The sequence below is a fragment of the Hyphomonas sp. L-53-1-40 genome, from assembly GCF_000682775.1.
In the GTDB taxonomy this organism is placed as follows: domain Bacteria; phylum Pseudomonadota; class Alphaproteobacteria; order Caulobacterales; family Hyphomonadaceae; genus Hyphomonas.
In genome coordinates this window covers 135,688-158,757 of record NZ_AWFI01000015.1, presented here as the reverse complement: position 1 = coordinate 158,757, position 23,070 = coordinate 135,688, and the positions used below count along the sequence as shown (strand labels likewise).

At 59.9% G+C, this 23,070-nt stretch carries 26 protein-coding genes and 1 pseudogene; 21 read left to right on the top strand and 6 right to left on the bottom strand.

The features are described 5' to 3' along the window. Positions 1–80: 80 nt before the first annotated feature. The 11 genes from gap (at position 81) to L53_RS17140 (ending at position 10,321) form a co-directional block, all read left to right on the top strand. On the top strand, positions 81–1,088 hold the full coding sequence (gene gap, locus L53_RS09930) for a type I glyceraldehyde-3-phosphate dehydrogenase (protein WP_034814749.1): 1,008 nt from the start codon (positions 81–83) through the stop codon (positions 1,086–1,088). Positions 1,089–1,179: 91 nt separating this feature from the next. Continuing rightward, positions 1,180–2,376, top strand: coding sequence for a phosphoglycerate kinase (pgk, locus tag L53_RS09925; protein ID WP_034814747.1), 1,197 nt, complete (start codon positions 1,180–1,182; stop codon positions 2,374–2,376). 298 nt (positions 2,377–2,674) lie between these two features. Beyond that, entirely contained in the window at positions 2,675–3,568 is an 894-nt protein-coding gene (locus tag L53_RS09920; RefSeq protein ID WP_034814745.1) for a fructose bisphosphate aldolase, read from the top strand. Between the two features lie 105 nt (positions 3,569–3,673). Further along, positions 3,674–5,782 carry a M3 family metallopeptidase gene (locus L53_RS09915; RefSeq protein WP_051607790.1) on the top strand — a complete coding sequence of 703 codons (2,109 nt, stop codon included), beginning with the start codon at positions 3,674–3,676 and terminating at the stop codon, positions 5,780–5,782. Positions 5,783–5,787: 5 nt separating this feature from the next. Beyond that, entirely contained in the window at positions 5,788–6,024 is a 237-nt protein-coding gene (locus L53_RS09910) for a DUF1272 domain-containing protein (RefSeq protein ID WP_034814743.1), read from the top strand. Further along, a complete protein-coding gene (locus L53_RS17760; protein WP_034814741.1) occupies positions 6,021–6,242 on the top strand; it encodes a DUF2798 domain-containing protein in 222 nt (73 codons plus the stop codon). Before L53_RS09910 ends, L53_RS17760 begins: the two co-directional genes overlap by 4 nt. A 61-nt stretch (positions 6,243–6,303) precedes the next feature. Beyond that, entirely contained in the window at positions 6,304–6,984 is a 681-nt protein-coding gene (gene thiE / locus L53_RS09900; RefSeq protein ID WP_034814739.1) for a thiamine phosphate synthase, read from the top strand. A gap of 118 nt (positions 6,985–7,102) precedes the next feature. Next, positions 7,103–7,669 carry an elongation factor P gene (gene efp, locus L53_RS09895; RefSeq protein WP_034814737.1) on the top strand — a complete coding sequence of 189 codons (567 nt, stop codon included), beginning with the start codon at positions 7,103–7,105 and terminating at the stop codon, positions 7,667–7,669. Positions 7,670–7,677: 8 nt separating this feature from the next. Then, entirely contained in the window at positions 7,678–8,496 is an 819-nt protein-coding gene (locus tag L53_RS09890) for an inositol monophosphatase family protein (protein WP_034814734.1), read from the top strand. 98 nt (positions 8,497–8,594) lie between these two features. Continuing rightward, the gene (locus L53_RS09885; protein WP_034814731.1) at positions 8,595–10,091 is read left to right on the top strand and encodes an NAD(P)/FAD-dependent oxidoreductase; all 1,497 of its coding nucleotides are present in this window, start codon (positions 8,595–8,597) and stop codon (positions 10,089–10,091) included. Positions 10,092–10,162: 71 nt separating this feature from the next. Then, positions 10,163–10,321, top strand: coding sequence for a hypothetical protein (locus tag L53_RS17140; protein ID WP_198019785.1), 159 nt, complete (start codon positions 10,163–10,165; stop codon positions 10,319–10,321). A gap of 5 nt (positions 10,322–10,326) precedes the next feature. Here the strand turns inward: L53_RS17140 and L53_RS09880 are convergent, their stop codons facing one another. Then, positions 10,327–12,159 (bottom strand): ABC transporter transmembrane domain-containing protein, encoded by a 1,833-nt coding sequence (locus L53_RS09880; RefSeq protein ID WP_034814729.1) that lies wholly within the window; start codon positions 12,157–12,159, stop codon positions 10,327–10,329. A 157-nt stretch (positions 12,160–12,316) separates the two neighbouring features. Between L53_RS09880 and rpmE the strand changes: the two genes are divergently transcribed. The 3 genes from rpmE to L53_RS09865 all read left to right on the top strand — a co-directional run bounded on the left by rpmE (position 12,317) and on the right by L53_RS09865 (position 14,038). Continuing rightward, a complete protein-coding gene (rpmE, locus tag L53_RS09875) occupies positions 12,317–12,535 on the top strand; it encodes a 50S ribosomal protein L31 (protein WP_034814727.1) in 219 nt (72 codons plus the stop codon). A 164-nt stretch (positions 12,536–12,699) separates the two neighbouring features. Further along, positions 12,700–13,188 carry a thermonuclease family protein gene (locus L53_RS09870; RefSeq protein WP_034814725.1) on the top strand — a complete coding sequence of 163 codons (489 nt, stop codon included), beginning with the start codon at positions 12,700–12,702 and terminating at the stop codon, positions 13,186–13,188. Between the two features lie 85 nt (positions 13,189–13,273). Next, positions 13,274–14,038: a hypothetical protein gene (locus tag L53_RS09865; RefSeq protein ID WP_051607789.1), complete on the top strand. Its 765-nt coding sequence runs from the start codon at positions 13,274–13,276 to the stop codon at positions 14,036–14,038. Here the strand turns inward: L53_RS09865 and L53_RS09860 are convergent. Beyond that, positions 14,027–14,611, bottom strand: a complete 585-nt coding sequence (locus L53_RS09860) for a TlpA disulfide reductase family protein (RefSeq protein ID WP_084333316.1) — start codon at positions 14,609–14,611, stop codon at positions 14,027–14,029. The two genes, L53_RS09865 and L53_RS09860, sit on opposite strands and share 12 nt — an antisense overlap. Positions 14,612–14,674: 63 nt before the next feature. On the opposite strand from L53_RS09860, the gene argH reads away from it, so the two are divergent. The 7 genes and pseudogenes from argH (at position 14,675) to L53_RS09830 (ending at position 21,570) form a co-directional block, all read left to right on the top strand. Then, positions 14,675–16,048 carry an argininosuccinate lyase gene (gene argH, locus L53_RS09855; protein WP_084333353.1) on the top strand — a complete coding sequence of 458 codons (1,374 nt, stop codon included), beginning with the start codon at positions 14,675–14,677 and terminating at the stop codon, positions 16,046–16,048. Between the two features lie 6 nt (positions 16,049–16,054). Next, positions 16,055–16,285: a lipoprotein gene (locus tag L53_RS09850; RefSeq protein ID WP_034814721.1), complete on the top strand. Its 231-nt coding sequence runs from the start codon at positions 16,055–16,057 to the stop codon at positions 16,283–16,285. 10 nt (positions 16,286–16,295) lie between these two features. After that, entirely contained in the window at positions 16,296–16,559 is a 264-nt protein-coding gene (locus tag L53_RS09845) for a hypothetical protein (protein WP_034814719.1), read from the top strand. A 3-nt stretch (positions 16,560–16,562) separates the two neighbouring features. Continuing rightward, positions 16,563–17,837 (top strand): diaminopimelate decarboxylase, encoded by a 1,275-nt coding sequence (lysA, locus tag L53_RS09840; RefSeq protein WP_034814717.1) that lies wholly within the window; start codon positions 16,563–16,565, stop codon positions 17,835–17,837. Beyond that, positions 17,834–19,465, top strand: a pseudogene (locus L53_RS09835) (DUF4175 family protein); the annotation flags it as partial. The gene lysA and the pseudogene L53_RS09835, both read left to right, overlap by 4 nt. Continuing rightward, positions 19,455–20,552, top strand: coding sequence for a DUF4175 family protein (locus tag L53_RS16805; protein ID WP_084333312.1), 1,098 nt, complete (start codon positions 19,455–19,457; stop codon positions 20,550–20,552). The pseudogene L53_RS09835 and the gene L53_RS16805, both read left to right, overlap by 11 nt. Positions 20,553–20,607: 55 nt before the next feature. Then, positions 20,608–21,570 (top strand): MBL fold metallo-hydrolase, encoded by a 963-nt coding sequence (locus L53_RS09830; RefSeq protein ID WP_051607852.1) that lies wholly within the window; start codon positions 20,608–20,610, stop codon positions 21,568–21,570. On the opposite strand, the gene L53_RS09825 is transcribed toward L53_RS09830, so the two are convergent. From L53_RS09825 to L53_RS09810, 4 genes are all read right to left on the bottom strand, one after another. Further along, a complete protein-coding gene (locus L53_RS09825) occupies positions 21,567–22,139 on the bottom strand; it encodes a cob(I)yrinic acid a,c-diamide adenosyltransferase (RefSeq protein ID WP_034814712.1) in 573 nt (190 codons plus the stop codon). The genes L53_RS09830 and L53_RS09825 overlap by 4 nt on opposite strands. Positions 22,140–22,149: 10 nt before the next feature. Then, positions 22,150–22,362: a twin transmembrane helix small protein gene (locus tag L53_RS09820; protein WP_034814710.1), complete on the bottom strand. Its 213-nt coding sequence runs from the start codon at positions 22,360–22,362 to the stop codon at positions 22,150–22,152. A 79-nt stretch (positions 22,363–22,441) separates the two neighbouring features. Next, positions 22,442–22,750: a cell division protein ZapA gene (locus L53_RS09815; protein WP_034814708.1), complete on the bottom strand. Its 309-nt coding sequence runs from the start codon at positions 22,748–22,750 to the stop codon at positions 22,442–22,444. Then, positions 22,743–23,024 carry a DUF4164 family protein gene (locus L53_RS09810; RefSeq protein WP_034814705.1) on the bottom strand — a complete coding sequence of 94 codons (282 nt, stop codon included), beginning with the start codon at positions 23,022–23,024 and terminating at the stop codon, positions 22,743–22,745. The genes L53_RS09815 and L53_RS09810 overlap by 8 nt, the downstream gene beginning before the upstream one ends. Between the last annotated feature and the right edge of the window lie 46 nt (positions 23,025–23,070).

The following is a 23,070-nucleotide window of genomic DNA, read 5'->3' as shown; positions in this document are numbered from 1 at the left end:
GGGCAGCGGGTGGACGAAATTGCGCGGGCGTCGTAAAGGGCCAGCAGATTTATAGCCTGCCGCTCCAAAGGAGATTTTTCATGGCCGTTCGCGTTGCAATCAATGGTTTTGGCCGCATTGGCCGTCTCGTCCTTCGTTCGATCATCGAGCATGACCGCAAGGACATCGAAGTCGTCTCGATCAATGACCTCGGTCCCGTGGCCACCAATGCCCACCTGCTCCAGTATGATTCCGTTCATGGCCGGTTGAACCAGACGGTCGAAGTGGACGGTGACACGATCATCGTCGGCGACCGCAAATTCCTCTGCACCGCCGTACGCGACCCCGCTGACCTGCCCCATGCCGAGCTGGATATCGACATCGCAATGGAATGTACCGGTATCTTCGCCGACAAGGAAAAAGCGTCTGCTCACCTCAAGGCGGGCGCCAAACGCGTGCTGGTCTCTGCTCCGGCGACAAATGCTGACAAGACCATCGTCTTCGGTGTGAACCACGACACGCTTACCAAAGATGATCTCGTCGTCTCCAACGCATCCTGCACCACCAACTGCCTGTCGCCCGTCGCCAAAGTGCTGAACGACACGGTCGGTATCAAGCGCGGCTACATGACGACGGTCCACTCCTATACGGGTGACCAGCCAACCCTCGACCGGATGCACAAGGATCTCTATCGTGGCCGCGCGGCTGCGATGTCCATGATCCCGACATCGACCGGCGCAGCAAAAGCCGTTGGCCTGGTCCTGCCGGAACTGAAGGGCAAGCTCGACGGTTCCGCCATCCGCGTCCCAACGCCAAACGTCTCGATGATCGACCTCGTCTTCGATGCCGGCAAGCCAACCACGGTCGAAGAAGTGAACACGGCCATCAAGGCCGCCGCTGACGGTCCAATGAAAGGCGTGCTCGGCTATACTGACAAGCCGCTCGTCTCCGCAGACTTCAACCACGATCCGCACTCGTCCACCTTCGCGCTCGACCAGACGCAGGTTATCGAAGGCACCATGGTTCGGGTCCTGTCCTGGTACGACAATGAGTGGGGCTTCGCGACCCGCATGAGCGATACTGCCCTCGCCATGTCCAAACTCATCTAAAACCCTTCTCCAGAGCGCTTCCCAACCGGGAGGCGCTCTTTTTTCCATGCCGCATCGCACCCGGTTGGCCGGGCATTCTGGAGGAAATACCATGTCCAGCTTCAAACGCCTTGCCGATGCCGGCGATCTGACCGGCAAGACCGCGCTCGTCCGAGTCGACTTCAACGTGCCCATGGAAAACGGCCTCGTCACCGATGACACGCGCCTGCGCGCTGCCGTCGACACGGTCCAGACGCTGCGCACGCAAGGTGCGAAAGTGGCCCTGCTCGCGCATTTCGGCCGCCCGAAGGGCCAGCGCGTCGCGGAGATGAGCCTTGCGCCGATTGCAGGCGCCTTCGCCAAAGTGCTCGGCTCGAATGTCAGCTTTATCGCCGACTGCAAGGGCGAGCATGTGAAGCAGGCCATTGCTGATCTCGACCCTGCCGGCGTGATCCTTCTGGAGAACACCCGCTTCTATGCAGGCGAGGAAAAAGGCGACCCGGAACTGGCGAAAGAAATCGCCGCGCTCGGCGACATCTACGTCAATGATGCCTTCTCGGCCGCGCACCGCAAGCATGTCTCTACGGCTGTCCTCGCGACCCTCCTGCCCGCCTATGCAGGCGTGAACATGGAAGCTGAACTCGACGCGCTCGACAAGGCGCTCGGCACGCCGGAACGTCCCGTGCTGGCTGTGGTCGGCGGCGCGAAGGTCTCTTCCAAGATCGACCTTCTGAAGAACCTTGTCACCCAGGTCGACTCGCTGGCGATTGGCGGCGGCATGGCCAACACATTCCTGGCCGCGCAGGGGATCAGTGTCGGCAAGTCCCTCTGCGAGCATGATCTCGCTGAAACCGCCCGCGAGATCATGCAGGTCGCTGAAGAAAACAACTGCAATATCCTGCTTCCGGTCGATGTTGTTGTCGCGAAGGACTTCAAGGCTCACGCCGAGAATCGCACCTGCGCAACGGATCAGGTCGCAGACGATGAGATGATCCTCGACGCTGGCGTCAAGACGGTCGCACAGCTGGTTGCCGCGATGGGCAACTCAAAGACACTGGTCTGGAACGGGCCGCTCGGCGCGTTCGAACTGACCCCTTTTGACAAGGCCACCGTTGCAGCAGCCCAAGCTGCGGGTATCCGTGCAAGTGACGGCAAGCTGGTCGCCGTGGCTGGTGGCGGCGATACGGTAGCCGCGCTCAATCATGCCGAGGCCGCCGACGAGTTCACCTTCGTCTCAACCGCTGGCGGCGCCTTCCTTGAATGGATGGAAGGCAAGCCCCTGCCCGGTGTGGAAGCTCTCAAAGCCTGATCCCTTTTGAGACAGCCTGCGGCAAATCGCGCAGGCGGCTGCAAATGACAACGTTCTCATCGGTTTGCTGCGCGGCGTCAGAAAAAATTGATGTTCCAGATGAAATCGATTTCAGGCCCTGAATCCCACACGTCTCTGGCAGTCCTTTCCCCCGAAACTGCCCGTACTGCCTGAGATTCGGGCGGGTGCGAGCGCGCTCACATCAATCCCTGTCAGCCTGTTGACCCACAAGACAGGCACGGTACTTGAATGCAAAGTTTGCAAATTCCACGCATGCAAGGGACGCCCCGTTAAAATCATGACCAATCCTCAAATGGCCCGGCAGATTGCCGACAAGAATGGCTTCATCGCAGCGCTTGACCAGTCGGGCGGCTCAACCCCCAAGGCTCTGCGCCTCTACGGCGTGAACGAAGACGCCTATTCCAATGACGAAGAAATGTTCGGCCTGATCCATGAGATGCGTGCCCGCATCATCAAGGCACCAGCCTTCAATGGCGAAAAGGTCATTGGCGCGATCCTGTTTGAACGCACCATGGATGGCGAAGTCGATGGCACGCCAACCGCCGAATACCTCTGGAACGCCCATCAGGTCGTTCCCTTCCTGAAAGTCGACAAGGGCCTCGCAGACGAAGCCAATGGCGTCCAGATGATGAAGCCGATGCCGGACCTCGATCACCTGCTCGAACGCGCGGTCGGCAAGGGTATCTTCGGCACCAAGATGCGCTCGGTTATCAATGCCGCCAACCAGGAAGGCATCGCTGCCATCGTTGCACAGCAGTTTGACGTTGGACGCCAGATCCTGGGCCACGGCCTGATGCCGATCATCGAGCCTGAGGTCACGATCACGATTGCCGACAAGGCCGAGGCCGAGGATATTCTCCTGGCCGAGATCACCAAGCAGCTCGACGCGCTGGGTGAGGACAAGCAGGTAATGCTGAAACTGTCCCTGCCGACCAAAGCAAACCAGTACAAGTCGCTAGTCGATCATCCGCGCGTGATGCGCGTTGTCGCGCTTTCCGGTGGATATTCTCGCGAAGATGCCTGCGCCAAGCTTGCCAATAACTCCGGCATGATTGCCAGCTTCTCCCGCGCCCTGACCGAAGGCCTCTCGGCCCAGCAAAGCGACGAAGAGTTCAATTCCACGCTTGCCGCCACGATTGATCGCATTTGTGCGGCATCTAGCGCCGGATAGGCCGGGTTTTTCCTAGACTCGCGCCTGACGCGAAAGCAAAGTGCCGCCCATGTTAAACATGAGGCGGCATTTTTTTGTTAGTCAATCGAGTGGGGACTTAAAGGCATGATCAAACACACCGTAACAGGCGCGGTATCCGCGCTGTCGCTCCTGGCGGCTGCTTCTTGCATGGCAACCGTCGAGCCGACAGCGTTGGAACAGGCAGAGGCAAACACGCCTAGCCTGCAGGACGAAGCCAGCGCGATGCTGGCCGAGCTCGTCGTCAATCCGGCCTCTGCGGAAGTGTTCGAATCCCGTTGCGAGAATGCGATGCTGCTCGCCGGAAAGTTCATCACCGATCTTGAAACCCGCGACACGCCGCCCGGTGTTCAGGACATTCAGGATTTTGACTTGCTGACAAATGTCGCCTTTTCGGTTGGCTATGGAGAAGCGGCTATCGTGGCCGAAGCAAACCCGGACGAAGCGTTGAGGGAAGTCGGCAGCGCATGTCAGGAAGACACAGCCAGCATCATCTCGACGCTCTCCCTGTCCGGCCCCATCTACGAACGCATGGTCGCGATTGATGCCGACGCCCTCGATGATCGCTCCGCCCTCATGTTGTCCCGCATTCTGAGAGACTATCGGCGCAGCGGTGTCGACAAGGACGAAGCGACGCGAACGCGCGTAGAGGAACTGAACGCCGAACTGGCGCAGATCAGCACTGAGTTCAACAAGAACCTTCGCGAAATTGTCGGACAGGTCGAAGTCGATTCAGTCGACGCGCTGGAGGGACTGCCACAGGATTATATCGACGCCCACACGCCCAATGAGGATGGCAAGATCGTCATCACGACCAACTATCCGGACCTGATGCCTGTCTTCAACTACTCCCCGAACGAAGATTTGAAGAAATCCCTCTTCATTGCCTCGGCCAACCGTGCGTATCCGGAGAATGTAGAGCCACTCCGGAAACTGCTCGAGAAGCGCTACGAACTTGCACAATTGCTGGGCTATGAAAATTACGCGGCCTATATCACCGAAGACAAGATGACGGGCTCGCCAGAGGTTGCCATCGACTTCCTCGACGGTGTCGAAGCCGCCGCCCGAAACGCCGCTGAAATCGAATACGAACGCCTGCTGTCTTTTCAACAGAACAGTAATCCCGACGCGACGCAGGTCAGCCAGTGGCACAGCGGCTATCTTTCGGAACAGATTCGCCAAACCGACTATGCGCTCGACGCCCAGGAAGTGCGCCAGTACTTCGCCTACAATGACGTTCGGTCAGGCATATTTTCGTTGGTACAGGACCTGTTCGAAGTCGAGATACGTGACTGGACCGATGCTCCGATTTGGCAGGAAACCGTAACCGCTCACGAAATCTACAAGGATGGCGAACTGGTCGGCCGTTTCTTCCTCGACATGCATCCGCGCGAGGGCAAGTTCAAACACGCGGCCGCCTTCCCCATTCGGTTCGGCCCAACATCTGAAGGCGTGCCAGTTGCCTCACTGATGTGCAACTTCCCTGCGGGCGATCATACGACCGGTCTGATGGAGCATAGACAGGTCGAAACCTTCCTCCATGAATTCGGCCACCTCATCCATGCGATGTTCTCTGGCCAACCAGACTACGCCGATCTCAGCATGAGCAGCCTTGAATGGGATTTCATTGAAGCCCCGTCACAGATGCTGGAAAACTGGGTGTGGGATTATGATACGCTGGCAAAGTTCGCCGTAAACTCCGACGGCGAAACCATTCCCGTCGAACTGGTCGAGAAGATGAACGCCGCGCGTGACTTCGGCACCGGCCTCGGCACGCTCCGCCAGCTGACATATGCAGGCGTCTCGATGAACTACTATAATCGCCCACCCTCCGAGGTCGATTTCGAGAAAATCTGGCTCGAACAGGAAGCTGGCCTCAGCCCGTTCGAGACCCTGCCCGATCTTCACCGGTATGCCAGCTTTGGGCATCTCGATGGCTATTCGGCAATCTACTACACCTATCAATGGTCGCTCGCGATCGCGACGGACATGTTCTCCGAGTTCGAGACGAACGGCTTGCGCGACGAAGCCACCGCCGAACGCTATCGGGAGCTCGTCCTGAGCGCCGGGTCCTCAAAACCGGCCGCCAAACTCGTGCGTGATTTCCTCGGACGCGATTGGTCGCCCGAAGCTTATGAGCAGCACCTGATCGCCGGCGCAGCGTCCGCGCCGATGACGGAAGCTGAAAAGGATTAACACCGATGCTGGAGATGCGTCCGAACTGTGAACGCTGCGATACCGATTTGCCGCCGGACGAGGTTGGAGCGTTTATCTGTTCGTTCGAATGCACGTTCTGCTCTGACTGCATGGACGGTCCTCTCGATGGTCGCTGCCCGAACTGCGGCGGCGACCTCGAGCCCAGGCCAATGCGCCAGGGGCAAGCACTTGTTGCCTATTCCGCCAGCACCACCCGCAGGCTGAACAAGCCCAAAGAATGAGGTGGCAGATCGTTTATTCCGGCATTCTGTCCGCAGGCATGAGCGGCCTTGTCGCCCTGATCGTCAGCGCCATCAATACCGGGGTCGACGGCGGACTGCTTCGGCGGTGGCTCGCGGCATGGGCCATCGCCTTTCCGGTTGCGTGGTGCGCGGCGATAGTGTGGGCTCCGATCGCACGTCAGCTCGCCCGGCTGATCGTCAGGCCACCGCAAAGCTGACCGGGAGACCGCCGCAAAGGATGGCTTCCGGCCAAGGCCGCCCTGCGCTATAGCGCGCCGCATGAGCAAGACTGAAGATTATGTCCGCCCGCGCACGCGGCTTTACCTGATAACTCCGCCCCGCATCGAGGATGTGGAGGGGTTCGCCGCCCTGTTGGAAACGGCATTGTCAGCAGGCGATGTCGCCTGTCTCCAGCTGCGTCTGAAGACTGACACCGGCGAGATCGACGTCGACGCCACCCGCGCCGTTGGCGCAGCCGTTACAGAAATGGCGCAGGCCTACGGCGTTGCCGTGCTGGTCAATGACAGCGCGGAACTCGCCGTCGAGATTGGTGCAGATGGCGTTCATGTCGGGATGGATGACATGCCGGTAAAGGACGCCCGAGAGATCGTTGGCCCGGACATGATCGTCGGCGCAACCGCCAAGAACTCACGTCATACTGCCATGCAGGCATGCGAGGCTGGCGCAGATTATGTCGCCTTTGGTGCGTTCTTCCCGACCCGTACCAAGACCGGTACGGTCGAGGCGAATCCGGACCTTCTGGAAATATGGCAGGAAAGCATGGAAGTGCCCTGCGTCGCGATTGGTGGCATCACAGTCGAAAACGCCGAGCCGCTCGCTGTAGCTGGCGCTGATTTCCTCGCGGTCTCATCCGGGGTCTGGGATCATCCTGAAGGCGCGCCGGTAGCGATTGCCCACTTCAATGCGCTTCTTGACCGGCTCGATGCATCGAAGGCGTGACGCTGCAAGCTCGCTGTAAAACCCTGCATCAACCGGTCCCGCATTAACACTCCGCCCGCTTGACCGTTTCGGGCCAAAGGCTTACGCCCCCGCCAAACCTTCAAAAGGACACGCCCCAATGGTCAAGATCAACGGCAATGAAATCAAACCCGGCAACGTCATCGAACATGACGGCACGGTCTGGCGCGCCCTGAAGACGGCTTCGGTCAAGCCAGGCAAGGGCGGCGCGTTCAATCAGGTTGAACTGCGCAACCTGCTGAATGGGTCGAAATCGAACGTGCGCTTCCGTTCTTCCGAGACCGTTGAGAAGGTCCGTCTGGAGCAGAAAGACCATCAATTCCTGTTTGCGGACGATGACGCTTTCACCTTCATGGACCAGGAAAGCTTCGAACAGATCGCGATCCAGCGAGACTTTATCGGCGACCAGGGCGCTTTCTTGCAGGACGGTATGACCGTCTCCATTGAGTTTTATGGCGAGACGCCGATTGGTGTTGATCTGCCGGAACAGGTGATCCTCGAAGTTCAGGAAACCGAGCCGGTTGTGAAAGGCCAGACGGCTGCCAACAGCTTCAAACCCGCAATCTGTGACGGCGGCGTCCGGGTCATGGTTCCGCCCTTTGTCGGCACCGGCGAACGCATTGTCGTCCAGACAGCCGATTCCACTTATCTCCGTCGCTCCGACTAGGAACTCCCATGTCCAAACCCTCCCCCGTTGGCACCGTCATGATCGCCGCTGCACGTGCAGCTGGCCGTTCGCTTGCCCGTGATTTCGGCGAAGTCGAAAATCTGCAAGTGTCCAAGAAGGGCCCGGCAGACTTTGTCTCCAACGCCGATCATCGCGCCGAAGAGATCATCTACTCAGCGCTCGCGAAGGCGCGGCCCGGCTATGGCTTTGTCATGGAAGAACGGGGCATTGTCGAAGGCACAGACAAGTCGAACAGATTCATCGTGGATCCTCTCGACGGTACGCTGAACTTCCTACACGGCCAGCCGCACTATGCTGTCTCCATTGCGCTCGAGCGCGAAGGCAAGCTGTTGACCGGAGTGGTCTATGACGTCGCGAAGAACGAGATCTTCTGGGCTGAGACCGGACGCGGCGCATGGCTGGAGAACCGCAAGCTGCGTGTTGCCGCTCGCACCCGCCTCAATGAGGCTGTGGTGGCCACCGGAACGCCCTGGCACGGCAAAGCCGAAGAAATGCACGCGAATTTTGCCCGCGAAATGCTTGCGATGACGCCTGCATGCGCTGGCATCCGCCGCTATGGCTCCGCAGCTCTGGATCTCGCTTACGTCGCCGCGGGACGGTTTGACGGATTCTGGGAACGCGACCTGAAACCCTGGGACATTGCTGCAGGCATCGTGCTGGTGCGCGAAGCGGGCGGAACCGTTGCCGAAATCGATGGCGGCGACTTCATGAAGACCGGCTCGGTTCTGGCAGCCAATGAAGAGCTCCATCCGCTGATCGAACAGCAGCTGCGCCATGCTGCGGCCTTCGCGCGGAAAGCGGACTAAACCCTTCCGTAGCGGCAAGGCCTCCTGACACCAGAAAGATCGTGACACCCGCGTCATTTTTTGGCCTTATAGGCTGAAAAAATGGGCAGGAAGCAGTCATGATACATACCGATACCGACGTTCTCATCATCGGAGCGGGCCTTTCCGGCATCGGCGCCGCGGTTCATCTCGAAAAGAAGTGTCCAGGCCTCGGCTATCAGATATTCGAGCAGCGTGGCGCAATTGGCGGCACTTGGGACCTGTTTCGCTATCCGGGCATTCGATCTGACAGCGACATGCATACGCTCGGTTACAACTTCAAACCGTGGACCGAAGCGAAGGCCATTGCCGATGGGCCTTCGATCCGGAAATATGTCGCGGACACCGCCAACGAATATGGCGTCACACCCCACATCAAATTCAACACGGCCATCGTCGCCGCCAACTGGTCCACGCCCGACCAAGCCTGGCATGTGACGCACGAGGATGAATTTGGTGCGCGTTCAATCACGACGTGTCGTTTCCTGTTCATGTGCGGCGGCTACTACCGCTATGACGAGGGCTATCGGCCGGACTTCCCGGGCGAAGACGCCTTCAAGGGCCAATTCATTCATCCGCAGCATTGGCCGGAAGACCTCAACTATTCCGGCAAGAAAGTCGTCATCATCGGATCTGGCGCGACCGCCATGACACTGGTGCCTGCCATGACCGACAAGGCTGCGCACGTCACCATGCTCCAGCGCTCGCCAACCTATGTTGTTTCGCGCCCGGCGGTAGACAAGTTCGCCAATTTCCTGCGCAAGATACTGCCTGACAGCTGGGCCTACTCCTTCATCCGCTGGCGGAATGTCCTGCTGCAGCAATTTTTCTTCAAACAGACCCGTTCAAATCCCGACAAGGCCCGCGAGCGGCTAATCGGCATGGTGAAAGAAGAACTCGGCCCGGACTATCCAGTCGAGACCCATTTCAATCCGTCCTATAACCCGTGGGAACAGCGGTTATGCCTCGTGCCGGATTCCGATCTTTTCAATGCGCTGAAGTCTGGCAAGGCGAGCGTCGAGACCGATCACATCGAGACGTTCACCCCCAACGGGATAAAGCTGAAATCCGGCAAGGAGATCGAGGCCGACATCGTCGTCACCGCGACCGGTCTGCAATTGCAGTTCATGAATGGCGTGGACGTGTCCGTTGATGGCACCCGCACCGATGCTGGACGGCTCTTGAACTATAAGGGCGTGATGCTCTCCAACATGCCAAATCTGGCGGTCACCTTCGGCTACACCAACGCCTCATGGACCCTGAAGGCCGACCTGACATCTGAATATGTCTGCCGCCTTCTGAACTACATGGACCAGCATGGCTACACGTCGGCCATGCCGAAACTTGAGCAGTATCCCAACCAAACTGAACCGTTCGTGGACTTCTCATCCGGGTATTTCCAACGCGTCATGGACCAGTTCCCCCGCCAGCACACGGAAAAACCGTGGAAGCTGCACCAGAACTACAGCGCTGACGTCAAGAACCTGCGCCGCGGGCCAATCGCCGATGGCGTGATGGATTTCACAAAGGCCGAAGAGGCCGCCAGCAAGCCGCCCGTCTTGCAAGCCGCAGAATAGCGTTTTGCTATATTTCTTTTGTCGAGCTCCCTATATTGAAAATACAGGGTCTTGATGAAGGGAACAAAGATATGTGGCTATGGCTGTTATGGTGGTGCGTAGACGATCATCTCGCGGCGGCGCTGGATGCGCCGGGGCTGGGAGAACTGCCCATCTGGGTGCCGCTGGTTCTGTCACTTGCCTTCGCGTTCACGATTGATGGCAAGGTCAAGAAACTCCGCAAGAAATAGGTGGGTCAACCCTCTGCAAACTGCAATTCGGCAAGGCGGGCATACAGGCCGCCCCTTGACACGAGTTCCTCGTGACTGCCTTCCTCGACGATGCGTCCATGTTCCATCACGATGATCCGGTCAGCCCGGCGCACGGTGGAGAGCCTGTGTGCGATCACCAGTGTCGTGCGGCCCTCGGCGGCGTTGGAAATGGCCCGGCGCACAGCCGCTTCGCTTTCGGAATCGAGCGCTGAGGTGGCTTCGTCCAGCAGGAGCACCGGCGCATCGCGCACAAGCGCCCTGGCGAGCGCAATGCGCTGACGCTGGCCGCCTGACAGGCTCCTCCCCTTCTGGCCGAGATCCGTCGCAAGGCCGTCTTTTTCAACCAGGAAGTCAAACGCTTCAGCCATGCGAGCAGCCTGCTCAAGCAGGGCCTCGTCAGGCGTGTCGGTACCAAAGCCGATATTCTGCGCTGCAGTGCCTGTGAACAGCGCCGATTCCTGTGGCGCATAGGCAAATTGCTGACGCCAGTCACGCGGATCAGCCTGCATGGCTGAAACTCCGTCAAGCGTGACCGTGCCTGACGGCACATCGAACAGGCGCAAGGCAAGGCGAAAGACCGTCGTCTTGCCTGCACCGCTCGGCCCGACAAGCGCCACAAACTCGCCCGGCTTTACCGACAGGGAGAAATGATCAAGCGCCGAGACAGCTTCATCGCCATAGCGGAAAGTAACATCCTCAAAGGCAAGCGCGCCGGTCACCTTGCCCGGCAGGGCAACAGGGTTTTCTGGTGCGGTGATTTCGGGTTCAGCGTTCAGCACTTCAGCGGCACGGTCGGCCGCGCCGGCCGCGCGCATGACTTCGCCATAGACTTCCGCCAGCATGCCAAAGCCCGATCCTGCATAAAGCGCGTAGAGCACCATGGAGGCGAGATCGCCAAAGCTCATGGACCCAGTTGCGACGGCCCGCGCACCCATCCAGAGCACACCCACAAAGCCGCCAAACAGCAGCACAGAGACCAAAACGATCATCAGCGACCGCGCCCCGATCCGGCGCATCGCCGCATCAAACGTCGCCTCGACCGCCTCGGTAAATGCTCCCAGCCGGCTTTGTTCCCGATTATAGGCCTGAACCAGTTCGATTGCGTCTAGCGCCTCGGCAGCTTCCGCGCCCGCATCCGCCAGTCGTGACTGCGCCCGGTTCGACATCTTCCGGATCACCCGGCCAATCGCCATGACGGGCAGAACGGCCACCGGCAACATGGCCAGCAAGGTGAGGCCGAGCTTCCAGTTCACGACCAGCATCATGGTCAGCGCGCCCGTGGTGGTCAGCAGCGTCCGTGCGGCCAATGACGCCGACGAGCCAAGAAAGGTTTCGATCAGCGTGATGTCTGCTGTCAGGCGCGACACCGCCTCGCCAGACCGCATCTGCGAATGATAGCGGGGCGACAGTTTCAGCAGGTGCGCATAAAGATCCTTGCGCAGATCGGCCGCAATCCGTTCGCCAAAGCGCGACACGAAATAGAACCGGATCGCGCCAAGCACGCCTGACAGAATGGCCGCCAGCGCAACCCAGAGAAATGCGCGGTCGACCAGCGCCAACAATTCCTCGGCGCTGCCCTGCGCGGCCTGGCCCGCATCCGCGGCGCTGCCGAGCAGCAAAGGTATCGCGAGACTAACGGCCGCCGCCGCCACCAGGAATACGAGTGCGATGGACACGGTCACCCAATGACGGGCGACATAGGGCATCAGCAAGGCCAGTGGTTTCAACGACTTTGCCTTGGGCCGGTTGATCGCTTCGCCGCCTGCTGGTTCTGTTGCACGGCGGTCTTCTGTGAAGGAGCTGTCTGTATCGGTCATGCCCGTCTATAAGTCCTTTCAGATTCCCTGCCAGCAGCCTCTTGCAGAGGTCGCGTCTTTCAGTTACACGCGCCACTTCGAAAACAGGCTGAGACAAGCCCGCGCACCCAAGCGATGGCAGCGCGGTTGTCCTTAGAGTTCAAGAGAGGCGAAGGCCATGAAAAAAGAAGGTCATCCCGACTATCACTTCGTCACCGTAGTGATGACAGACGGAACCGAATATCAGACGCGCTCCACCTATGGCAGCGAAGGCGACCGCCTTGTTCTGGACATCGATTCCAAATCACACCCGGCCTGGACCGGCGGCGACGGCAAGATGCTCGACCGTGGTGGCCGCGTCTCGCGCTTCAAAGACAAGTTCAAAGGCTTCATGTAAGCGTTCTTCGCTTCGCATGATGCGTACAGTGGAAAACCCCAGCCTTTTGGCTGGGGTTTTTCCGTTTGGCCCCTATTTCCAAAACCGACCCCACATCTGACCGGTTAACCCTCGCTTAACCCGCCATCGCCAGCGTGCGCCTCACACTTTCAGGAGGCACGAACATGTTGTGCGGCATTCAAGTTAAATCTGTCCTGTATTCCGTGGCGATCCTTGCCGGCCTCGGCGGCGCAGCCGCGCTGGCAGCTCAGGCCGCTATCGAACAGGACGGCCTCGTCTATTGGTCCGACGGCGATTCCGGGCGCCTGCCAGACGGCACCAAATTCCGCCTGCATGGTGTCGACGCGCCTGAGACGCGCAGTCTGAAACAGCTTGGCGGGGCCGACTGCGAAGCCGAACGCGAACAAGGTTATATCGCCAAGGAAAGGGTGATCGAACTGACTCGTGGCAAGGAAATAGCTGTGACACGCGATTATGGTCTCGACCGATACAAGCGGCTCGTCGTTGATATCAGCATCGATGGTGAAGATCTCGCCACGCGCCTTGTGGCCGAAGGCAGTCACCAAGTCTGGGACTATGATGGCGGTGCTCCAAAGCCAGACTGGTGCAGCCTGCACCGTAGATCGACAACATCTGGCCAAGTCAGCCCGTAGTTCTGCGAAGCAGGCCGCTGCATTGCCCCGTAGCGTTCCTGTCTCTAGGTTCTGCTGAGAACGTACGACAGGAGCCACGCCAAAAATGATTTCCCGGAAGACGGCCGCTGCCGCATCTGTCCTGCTTGGTAACGCGGCCCTGTCCGCTTGCAATGACCCGGCCCCGGCCCGCACGGCGGCACCGGAAACTGCACCACCAGAAAATTCACTGCAAATCGAAACGGACCGCGCCCTGACAGGCAATGAAGTCAGCACATCCGTCGGCGTACGCATCCTGACGGCAGACAAGCGCGTCGCTGTACTCGCCGGTCATATCGAGGCGGGCTTGGCACTCTACCGCGCGGGCGCACCAGACCTCGCAGCGGCGCAACTCAATCACGCGGTGTCGCTTGAAACCCAGTCGGAACGCGACGGATTTGGCGAATTTGGCTTCGAAACCGGCGTCTATGAGACTGTCCACGCCGCCGCAACAGCCGGAACACCTGCAGAGGACGTTGAAGACGCGCTCATCGCCGCCAAGGCCAACCTTGCCGAGACGCTGGAGGCGACAGGTCTCGAACAGCTGGATCTTGTTCTCTTCCTGCTGGAACTTTGCGGCGACGAATATGGGGTCGGCGTTATTGATGCCGCGATTGACCGCGCCCCGGCCTATCAAGCGGCATATGGCTATGCGGCGACCGCGCGCGACGTGGCCCGTAATATGGAAGGCGCGGATGACCTGGTGCTGGAACTGGAATTGCTGGTCCGCATGTGGCCCGGCGACGGTCCGGTCATGGTCGATGCGGTTGCGCCTGAACCGGCCATGGGAACCCAGATCGCCCGGGCCCGACTGGCAGCCTCAATTCTTTAGCAGCGCGTCAATAAATCCGACCGCTTCGATAGAACTCCAGTCGGCATCCCCGGCCAGACGCGCGATCTCCACGCCGCTCGCATCGTACAGGATCGTCGTGGGAAAGCCCTGAACGCCACTATCGTAAACGATCTCATACTGTTCCGGCGTTGCGCTGTGGAACGTGATGTTGCTCGCACCCAGTTCACCGAGGCGCTGCGCGGCATGGGAAAGGTCTTCCTGGGCATCAACGCTGATCGCAACCACTTCAAACCGGTCCCCGCCCCGCGCGGTCTGAAGCGCTCCGAGCGACGGCATTTCCTTTTCGCAGGGCGCACACCATGTGGCCCAGAAATTCACCAGAACAACTTTCCCCATGAACGCATCCAGCGAAACGGCTGAGCCGTCTTCCAGATAGAAGGGCGCGTTTGAGGCGGATGTTCCAGCCTGAGCGAAATCAAGTTTCTCGATTTCGCCTCTCGCATAGGCTTCCAACCTGTTTTCTGAAGGTTTTCCACCCCCTGCGCTCATCAGCGCATAGACAATTGCGATCAGGCCGATCAAGAAGAGGGCGATATAGGCCAGACGGGTCATGGGGCGCGGTCTCCAACACGAGTTTGAAGGGATATGGCAGTGACGACAGGCAAAGGCCAGACAATGTGGGGCGGACGCTTTGCCGCGACCCCGACCGACATCATGGAAGAAATCAACGCATCCCTCGACATTGACCGCCGGATGGCCGCTGAAGATATCGCCGGCAGCCGCGCCCATGCTGACATGTTGGCTGAAATGGGCATCATCTCCGAGGCCGACAATGAAGCCATTCAGGGCGGCCTTGATACGGTTGCCGAGGAATTAAGGAACGGATCGTTCCCTTTCCGCCGGGAGCTCGAAGACATTCATATGAATGTCGAAGCGCGCCTGAAGGAGCTGATTGGCGAACCCGCAGGTCGACTGCACACGGCGCGATCGCGCAATGACCAGGTCGTCACCGATTTTCGCCTCTGGACCCGCGGCGCACTCGACGAGGCCATGCAATTGGTCGCTGGCCTGCAGAGCGCTCTGGTCGGTCGCGCCGGCGAGAATACAGAAACCGTGATGCCGGGCTTCACGCACCTCCAGACCGCACAGCCCGTCACACTGGGCCATCATTTGCTGGCCTATGCCGAAATGCTGGAACGCGACCGCTCGCGCTTGCTCGATTGTGCCGAGCGTTTGAATGAGTGCCCGCTGGGCTCTGCGGCGCTGGCTGGCACTGGATTCCCCATCGACCGAGACATGACGGCGGAAGCGTTGGGCTTTGCCCGCCCCATGGCCAATTCGCTGGATGCGGTGTCGGCTCGCGATTTTGCGCTGGAGGCCTTGGCGGCCCTGTCTATCGCTGCGACGCATTTGTCGCGCCTTGCCGAAGAGATTGTGCTCTGGACCAGTGCGCAGTTCGGATTTGCACAGCTCACCGACGCCTGGTCGACCGGCTCGTCCATCATGCCCCAAAAGCGCAATCCGGATGCCGCCGAGCTGATCCGTGCCAAGGCCAGCCTGATTACCGGCCTCTACAGCTCCCTGCAGGGCGCGGTCAAAGCCCTGCCATTGGCCTACGCAAAGGACCTTCAGGACGATAAGCGCCTGACCTTTGAAGCATTCGACACCTATAATCTTTGTGTTCGTGCCATGACCGGCATGATCGAGACGATCAACTTCAAGCCCGAGAATATGCGCGCGGCAGCCGCGAAGGGATTTTCGACGGCCACTGACCTTGCCGATTGGCTGGTCCGCGAGCTCGGCCTTCCCTTCCGGGATGCCCACCATGTCACTGGCCAATTGGTCGCGAAGGCTGAGGAGAAAGCCTGCGATCTGTCAGATCTGACATTGGCCGACATGCAGAGCGTGAACGCCAAAATTACCGATGCGGTATTTGATGTGCTGACAGTTGAGGCGTCTGCCTCATCTCGGACATCTTATGGCGCTACAAGCCCTGTTCGCGTTGCCGAACAAGTGGCACAGTGGAAACAGAGACTTCGACTGGAGTAGTCATTGATGAAACGCCCCCTTCTTCTCGCCGCGGCGCTGCTCGCATCTGCCAATCTGGCCGCGTGTGGCCTGACCGGGGATTTGAAACGCCCAGACCCACTTTGGGGTGAGCAAACTGATGGTCTGGAACCTGCTGAATTGCCGGACCAGAATCAGAACAATCTGCCAAGCCTACCGGACCGTGAAGACGAAGGCAGCGATACCGGAGCCGATGATGAATTGCTCGGCGGCGCGTAGGAAGCATTCCATGAAATTACCCAAGCCAATCTCCGCCGCGCGATGGATCGCCGGCATTACGGCCTTGTGCCTCGCCGCCGCATGCCAGAGCCAGCCTACGACTCTGGTCGTCGAAGCCGTTGCACCCGTCGAAACGGTTGAACCGGTCGCGGTGGCAACGGAACTCGACACAACCGAACCAGACGGCCCGATCACCAATCAATGGGGCGGCGTCATCCCAGACGCCAAACCGACGACGCCCATAGACAATGGCGCGCTCGGCGAAATCGAGTAGTTCATGCACCACTTTACTTATCAGGATGGCAGCCTTCATTGCGAGGGCGTGAATCTCAACAAGATTGCAGATGAGGTCGGCACACCCTGTTATGTGTATTCGTCCGCAACCCTGGTGCGACATGCCCGCGTCATCGCGGCGGCGTTTGAGGGGCAGGATTGCCTGATCGCCTTTTCGGTAAAGTCGAATGGCAATATTGGCGTCCTGTCGACACTTGCCCGCGAAGGCTGCGGCGCAGACGTGGTCAGCGGCGGCGAGTTGCAGCGCGCCCTCAGGGCAGGCATCCCGGCCGAGCGGATAGTGTTCTCAGGTGTCGGCAAGACCGCCGAGGAAATGCAGCTGGCCCTGCGTGCAGGCATTCACCAGTTCAATGTCGAAAGTGCCGCAGAGCTTCGGCGCTTGTCAGAGGTTGCCAGCATGACCGGCACAGAAGCGCCTGTGGCCATCCGGGTCAATCCGGATGTCGCGGCCGGCGGTCATCCGAATATCTCTACCGGCAAAAAAGGCGACAAGTTCGGCGTGCCGTGGAGCGATGCGGAAGACCTCTATGCTGAAGCCGCCACCCTGCCCGGCATCCGGATTGTGGGCGTTGATGTACATATCGGCAGCCAAATCGGCGATCTTGTCCCGATGCGCGCCGCGTTCGAAAAGGTCGTGGGCCTCACCAAGCGCCTGCGCGAGGCCGGTCATGATATCGGCCGGATCGATCTCGGCGGTGGGTTGGGCATCCCCTACAAGGACAGCGACGCGCCAGCCCCGCCATCTGATTACGCGGCGATGATCGCTGAGGTAACACAGGATCTCGGCGTTCAGGTCATTCTAGAGCCCGGTCGCGTGATCACGGGTAATGCAGGCGTCATGCTCAGCACGGTTCTTTATGAAAAAGCCGCGCCGGAGACGGATTTCCTGATCATTGATGCAGGCATGAACGACCTCATGCGTCCGGCGCTTTATGATGCGCACCACGACATTCTGCCGCTCAATCAGGCTGGTGCAGGCGCAGAGCGCAAGACTTACGATGTGGTTGGCCCGATCTGCGAGTCGACCGACAAATTTGCCAAAGGCCGCAAGATGACTGCTGTCCGCCCCGGTCAGCGAATCGCGTTCATGTCTGCAGGTGCCTATGGCGCTGTGCTGTCATCCTCTTACAATGCAAGACCGCTGGTTCCGGAAGTGCTGGTAAATGGATCGTCATTTGACATCATCCGTCGCCGCCCGGACTTTGAAGAAATGATCGCCCTCGAAAAGGTTCCTGATTGGCTCACAAAGAAGGCATGAAGGCGCTCAACGCCAAGGTTTCCGCCACGCGGCGGAAGCTGACGGTCTACGCCTTTTTCAAGGCGCTCTGGCCCTTCCTGACCTTTGTTGCGATCTTTCTCGCCATCGCCTTGGCGGGCGTCATTGATCGCATGGGCTCGGCCATGGCCGCTGTGGCGACGATCCTGTTTCTCGGCGGGTCTATCCTCTTCATCCTGCAAGGTGGACGGCGCTATACGCCTGTCAGCCGCGAGGATGCAGCTCGCCTGCTCGACCGACAGTCAGACCTGCGGCCTGTCTCGTCGCTAACCGACCGCCCGGCGAGCGCGAGCCGAGGATCCCAGAAGCTGTGGCAGAAGCATCGCCTGCGCCTGTTGAAAGAAGCCCAACGCCTGAAACTGCCGTCTCTATCGCGCGAGTGGAGCCGCCTTGATCCATACTGGATGCGCGCGGTCCTTCCGGCGCTTCTGGTCCTGATGGGTGTTTTTGCGGGTACGGATGCGAGCGCCCGCCTGCATCGCGCCCTGTTTCCAGATTATGGCGCTTTGGTTGGTGCAGACGGCATGGTGGTCGAAGCGTGGATCACGCCCCCTGAACACACGGGCCGCGCACCCATTTTCCTCACTCCGGAATTGCAAAATGTCCGCGTGCCGGAGGGCTCGGAAGTCACCTTGCGCACCGAAGCGCATAGCGCGCCGAAATTGGTTCTGAAGGGCGAAGCGACACGTAAGCAGAAATTCGAACCGACCCCCGATGGCGCCTTTGAAGCCCGCGCCCGGATCATGGAAGACACGCGCCTGTCGGTAAACTGGTGGGGCGAGCGCGCCAGCTGGCGCCTACTGACCTCGCCTGATGAGGCCCCTGAGGCCCGCTTCGTGAAAGCGCCTGAAATGGGCCGGCAAGACCGGACCGAAATTTCCTGGTCGATTTCTGATGACTATGGCGTCTCGGCCCTGGAATTGCGGATCACTCTGCAAACCCCAAATCCAGCCGCGCCAAATGAAGCAGACCATGTCGCCGTGCCGTTATCTGGTGCGGCGCCGACATCGGCCGAGGACATAACCCAACTGGACCTGACCCGTCATCGCTGGGCTGGTATGCCGGTGACGCTGCGCCTGGTCGCCACAGATGGGGCGGGACAGACCGGCCTGAGCGAACCGGTCGACTTCAAGCTGCCGGAAAAACTGTTTCTCGATCCGATCGCGCGCGTTGCTCAGGAAGTGCGTGTGACTGTGCTGCGCGAACCTCGCGACTATGCAGAGCTGGCAAAGAATGAAGACGCATTGCGCCAGGATGCACTGAATGTCACGGCGTCAAACCGCCTCGGGACCGCGCCGCCTGATATCCAGAAGGCCGCCCTGATGCTCGATGCCATGACCTATAAAGGCGAGCGTTACATTCGCGATCAGGGCGTGTACCTTACCTTTCGGACAGCCAAGGGTATTCTGGATGCAGCGGCCACGAAGGATGAGGCCGAACAGGTTGACCCCCTGCTCTGGGCACTGGCTCTACGCGCGGAATATGGCAGCGCTGCAGATGCCCTGAGACGGCTGGAAGCGGCGCGGCGTGCACTGGAGCAGGCCTTGCGGGACGGGGCCTCTGAAGGTGAGATCAAGCAGCGGATGGAAGCCTTCCGTGATGCGGCCAACGAATACCTCGCTGCCAACCCCCCAGCCGCAAATGCAGATGGATCAGGAAGCGATGTCCGGTGGGCCCGATCTCGGCGGGCAGGATTTCGAAGACATGCTGAATGCGCTGCAGGACCTCACGGAGACCGGCGCAACGGACCAGGCCCGGCAGCTGTTGTCCGACATCACGAACATGCTGCAGAATCTCGAATTCCAGCAGGGTCAGTCCGGCTCGGGTGGCATGCCGGGCATGCCCGGTCAGCAAGCCGATGGCGAACAGGAAGACCTGCCGCCCGAAGAACAGGAACTGACCGATGCCATGCGGCGTCTGTCGGAAATCCTGCGGGAACAGCGCCAGCTGAATGATGACACGCTGGCCCAGGAACGCGGCGAGCGTCCCGGCCAGTCTGGACAGGAACAGGGCGGCCAACAGCCAGGTCAGCAGTCCGGGCAACAGTCTGGCACGCAGCAGGGACAGGATTCCGGTCAACCCGGTGGCGGAGAAGCCGGTAGCGGTCAGACTGAAGCCCCACAAGGCGGCGGCGAGGAAAACGGCGAACGCCCCGGTAGCGGCGGCGGCGAATTTGCCGAAGGCAATGAGGGCGAAGGTACAGGGCCCGGACAATCGGAGTCACTTGCCGAGCGACAAGCCCGGCTGGGACGGCTGGTTGAGGAGTTCGCCCGCGAACAGGGTCTGGGCGCCGGAATCGAGGGCGAGAACGCCCTGGAAGGCCGGATCGATACGGACGCGTTGGAAGATATTCGGCGCGCCCAGAGACAGGCTGAAGATGCGCTTGAGCGTGGCAATGAGCGCAGGGCGGCACGTAATCAGGAAATGGCAACAAATGCCTTGTCTGAAATTTCCCGTGACCTCGCAGAACGGCTCGACAAGCTGGAGCGAGAACGCAACGGACAGGACGCCCAGCAAAGCGACCCATTTGGGCGTCCGTCGGGCGGGCCGGGAAACAATGGTGAAGAGGTCAGCATTCCGGACGCCACCGAACGCCAGCGCGCCAAGGACATCCTGGAAGAATTGCGCCAACGCTACAATGAATCCGATGACGAGGAAGAGCGCGAATATCTCCGCCGTCTGCTTGATCGGTTCTGACCCTTGCCCTCCCGTCCATTCCCTGACTTGATGCGGGCGAGGACGGGAGAACATGATGGCTGAACGCTGGACCTACACACATGGCCTGAAGGATCTGGGAAACGGGCTCTATGCCTGGCTGCAGCCGGATGGCGGATGGGGTTGGTCCAATGCTGGTTTGATCCGGGATGGTGACCAGTCTCTGCTCGTGGACACGCTGTTCGACATGCCGCTCACCCGCACCATGCTGGGTGCGATGCAGGATGCGACCGGTCTTGCCGCAGAGGACATTGGTGTCATCGTCAATACGCACGCAAATGGCGATCACTGCCATGGCAATGGCTGCTGTCCGCAGGCGGAGATAATTACATCAGAGGCCAGCGCCAGGGAAATGATCGAAGTCCCGCCTGCCATGCTTGCCCAGTTCAAAAAGCTCGGCGGACAGCTCGGGTCTGCCGGCAGCTATTTTGCCGACGTCTTTGCGCCGTTCGATTTCGATAGTGTGGAAGAACGCGCGCCGACTCAGACTTTTTCTGGCCAGATGGATATCAAGGTCGGTGACAAGGCAGTCGAGCTCATCGAAGTCGGCCCCGCCCATACGGCCGGCGATGTGCTGGTGTACCTGCCGGGCGACAAGACTGTCTTTACCGGCGACATATTATTCATCGATGGCACACCGCTGATGTGGGCTGGCCCGGTCTCCAACTGGGTCGGCGCCTGCGACCGAATATGCGACATGGATGTTGATGTTATCGTGCCTGGTCATGGTCCGGTCACCGACAAGGCTGGGGTGCGACGGGTGGCTGAGTATCTCAAATTCGTGGACGCCGAAGCCCGCAAGCGTTTCGAGGCTGGCCTCAGCGTGCGCGATGCCGCGATGGATATTGCACTCGGAGCTTATTCAAGCTGGGGCGACGCCGAACGGATCGCTGTCAATGTGGACACGCTCTATCGGGAATATCGTGGCGACGGCGTAGTCACGCCCGTTATCGAACTCTTCGACCTGATGGCAGAAGTCCGGGACACGCAGCGCGCCTAGCGGTTCGCGCCGGGCACCCATTTCACGTCATCTGCGCCATTATTGTTTGCGACACGGCCCGCGACGAAGATCCAGTCTGACAAGCGATTGATATAGGCGAGCGCCTCAGGGCTGACGATTTCGTCTTCCATCGCAAATACTTCCGCCACTTCCCGCTCAGCCCTGCGGCACAGCGTACGGGCGACGTGGAAATGCGCGGCGAGTTCGCTGCCGCCCGGCAGAATGAAGCTGTCCAACGGCGCGAGGTGCTCGTTCATCGCGTCAATTTCAGTTTCCAGTCGTTGCACCTGACTTTCAATGATGCGCAACGGAGTCCATTCCAGCGGCTTGCCCCGCTCTGGCGTGGCAAGGTCGGCGCCGAGATCAAAGAGGTCATTCTGGATACGGCGGATGGCGGCAAGCATATCACCCTCGGCCTTGAGCGCGGCCACACCGAGGGCGGCATTGGTCTCGTCCACCGTGCCATAGGCCACAACACGCGGGTGCCATTTATCAACAGGCTCACCCGTCGAGAGGCGTGTCTTTCCCTTGTCTCCGGAGCGCGTGTAAATCTTGTCGAGCTTGACCATGTTGTTGCCCTCAGAATCCTATCTTGATGGCACCAACCACCATGCCTAGACCGACGAGCAGCGCGATCACGATAGCCTGTACCAGAACCCGCAGGCGCATAAGCTTGTTGGAACGGCTTGCCTGATTGTCATCGGTCCGTGCCAGATTGGCGATGCCGAGCCCCAGAACGATTACCAGCGCCGCAAGCGCGATGTAGAAGCCTGTCATCAGAATGGTTTGCATGAGGCAGCCTTTCAATCAGCATGAAGGTGAGAGCATAGAGCGCGACAGACGGTTTGCCACGCGCAAAGCGTCGCGGGGATCAGCTGCCGCTTTCCATGCGTTCCGCCAGAGACGTAATCCGGCTTGCCGCCTTGACCAGGGCTTCGGCGGCCCTGGCTTCGCTGGTGGCGCTGCCGGGCGCTGAGCGGCGCGCTGAATCCAGTTCGTCCAGCAAGGCCAGCGCCGTGATCAGCAGAAGGCGCTCATCGCCAATATCACCCACCGCGCCTGCGATCTGGGTAACTCGCGCGTCGAGTTGTTTCGACAGGGCCTCGATACGGCTTTCCTGTCCGGGCGCGCAGGCAATGGAATAGGACCGGCCGCGCAACTGGATATCCGCTTTAGCCATCCTGCTGCCCTTCCCGGCCGATCGCCGCGCGGACTTCTTCAATGGCTGAGCCAAGTGCTTCGCTCGCCTCGTCGGCAAGCGCCTGCAATTGCTGCTCACGCGCCAGCGACGCATCAAGCTGCTGGGCAAGGTCAGAACGGTCAGAAACGAGAGCGGCAAGCTCAGCTTTGATCACGTCCGGATTGCCGGCGCGGGCCATCAGACTGTCGAGCGCGCCTTCCAGTCGTGACAACGCCTCGTCGAGCTGGCGGATGGCAGGATCGATTTCACTCATATACACAATGAAGTAACGGTATTATTCCAATCCGCCAAGCGACTTG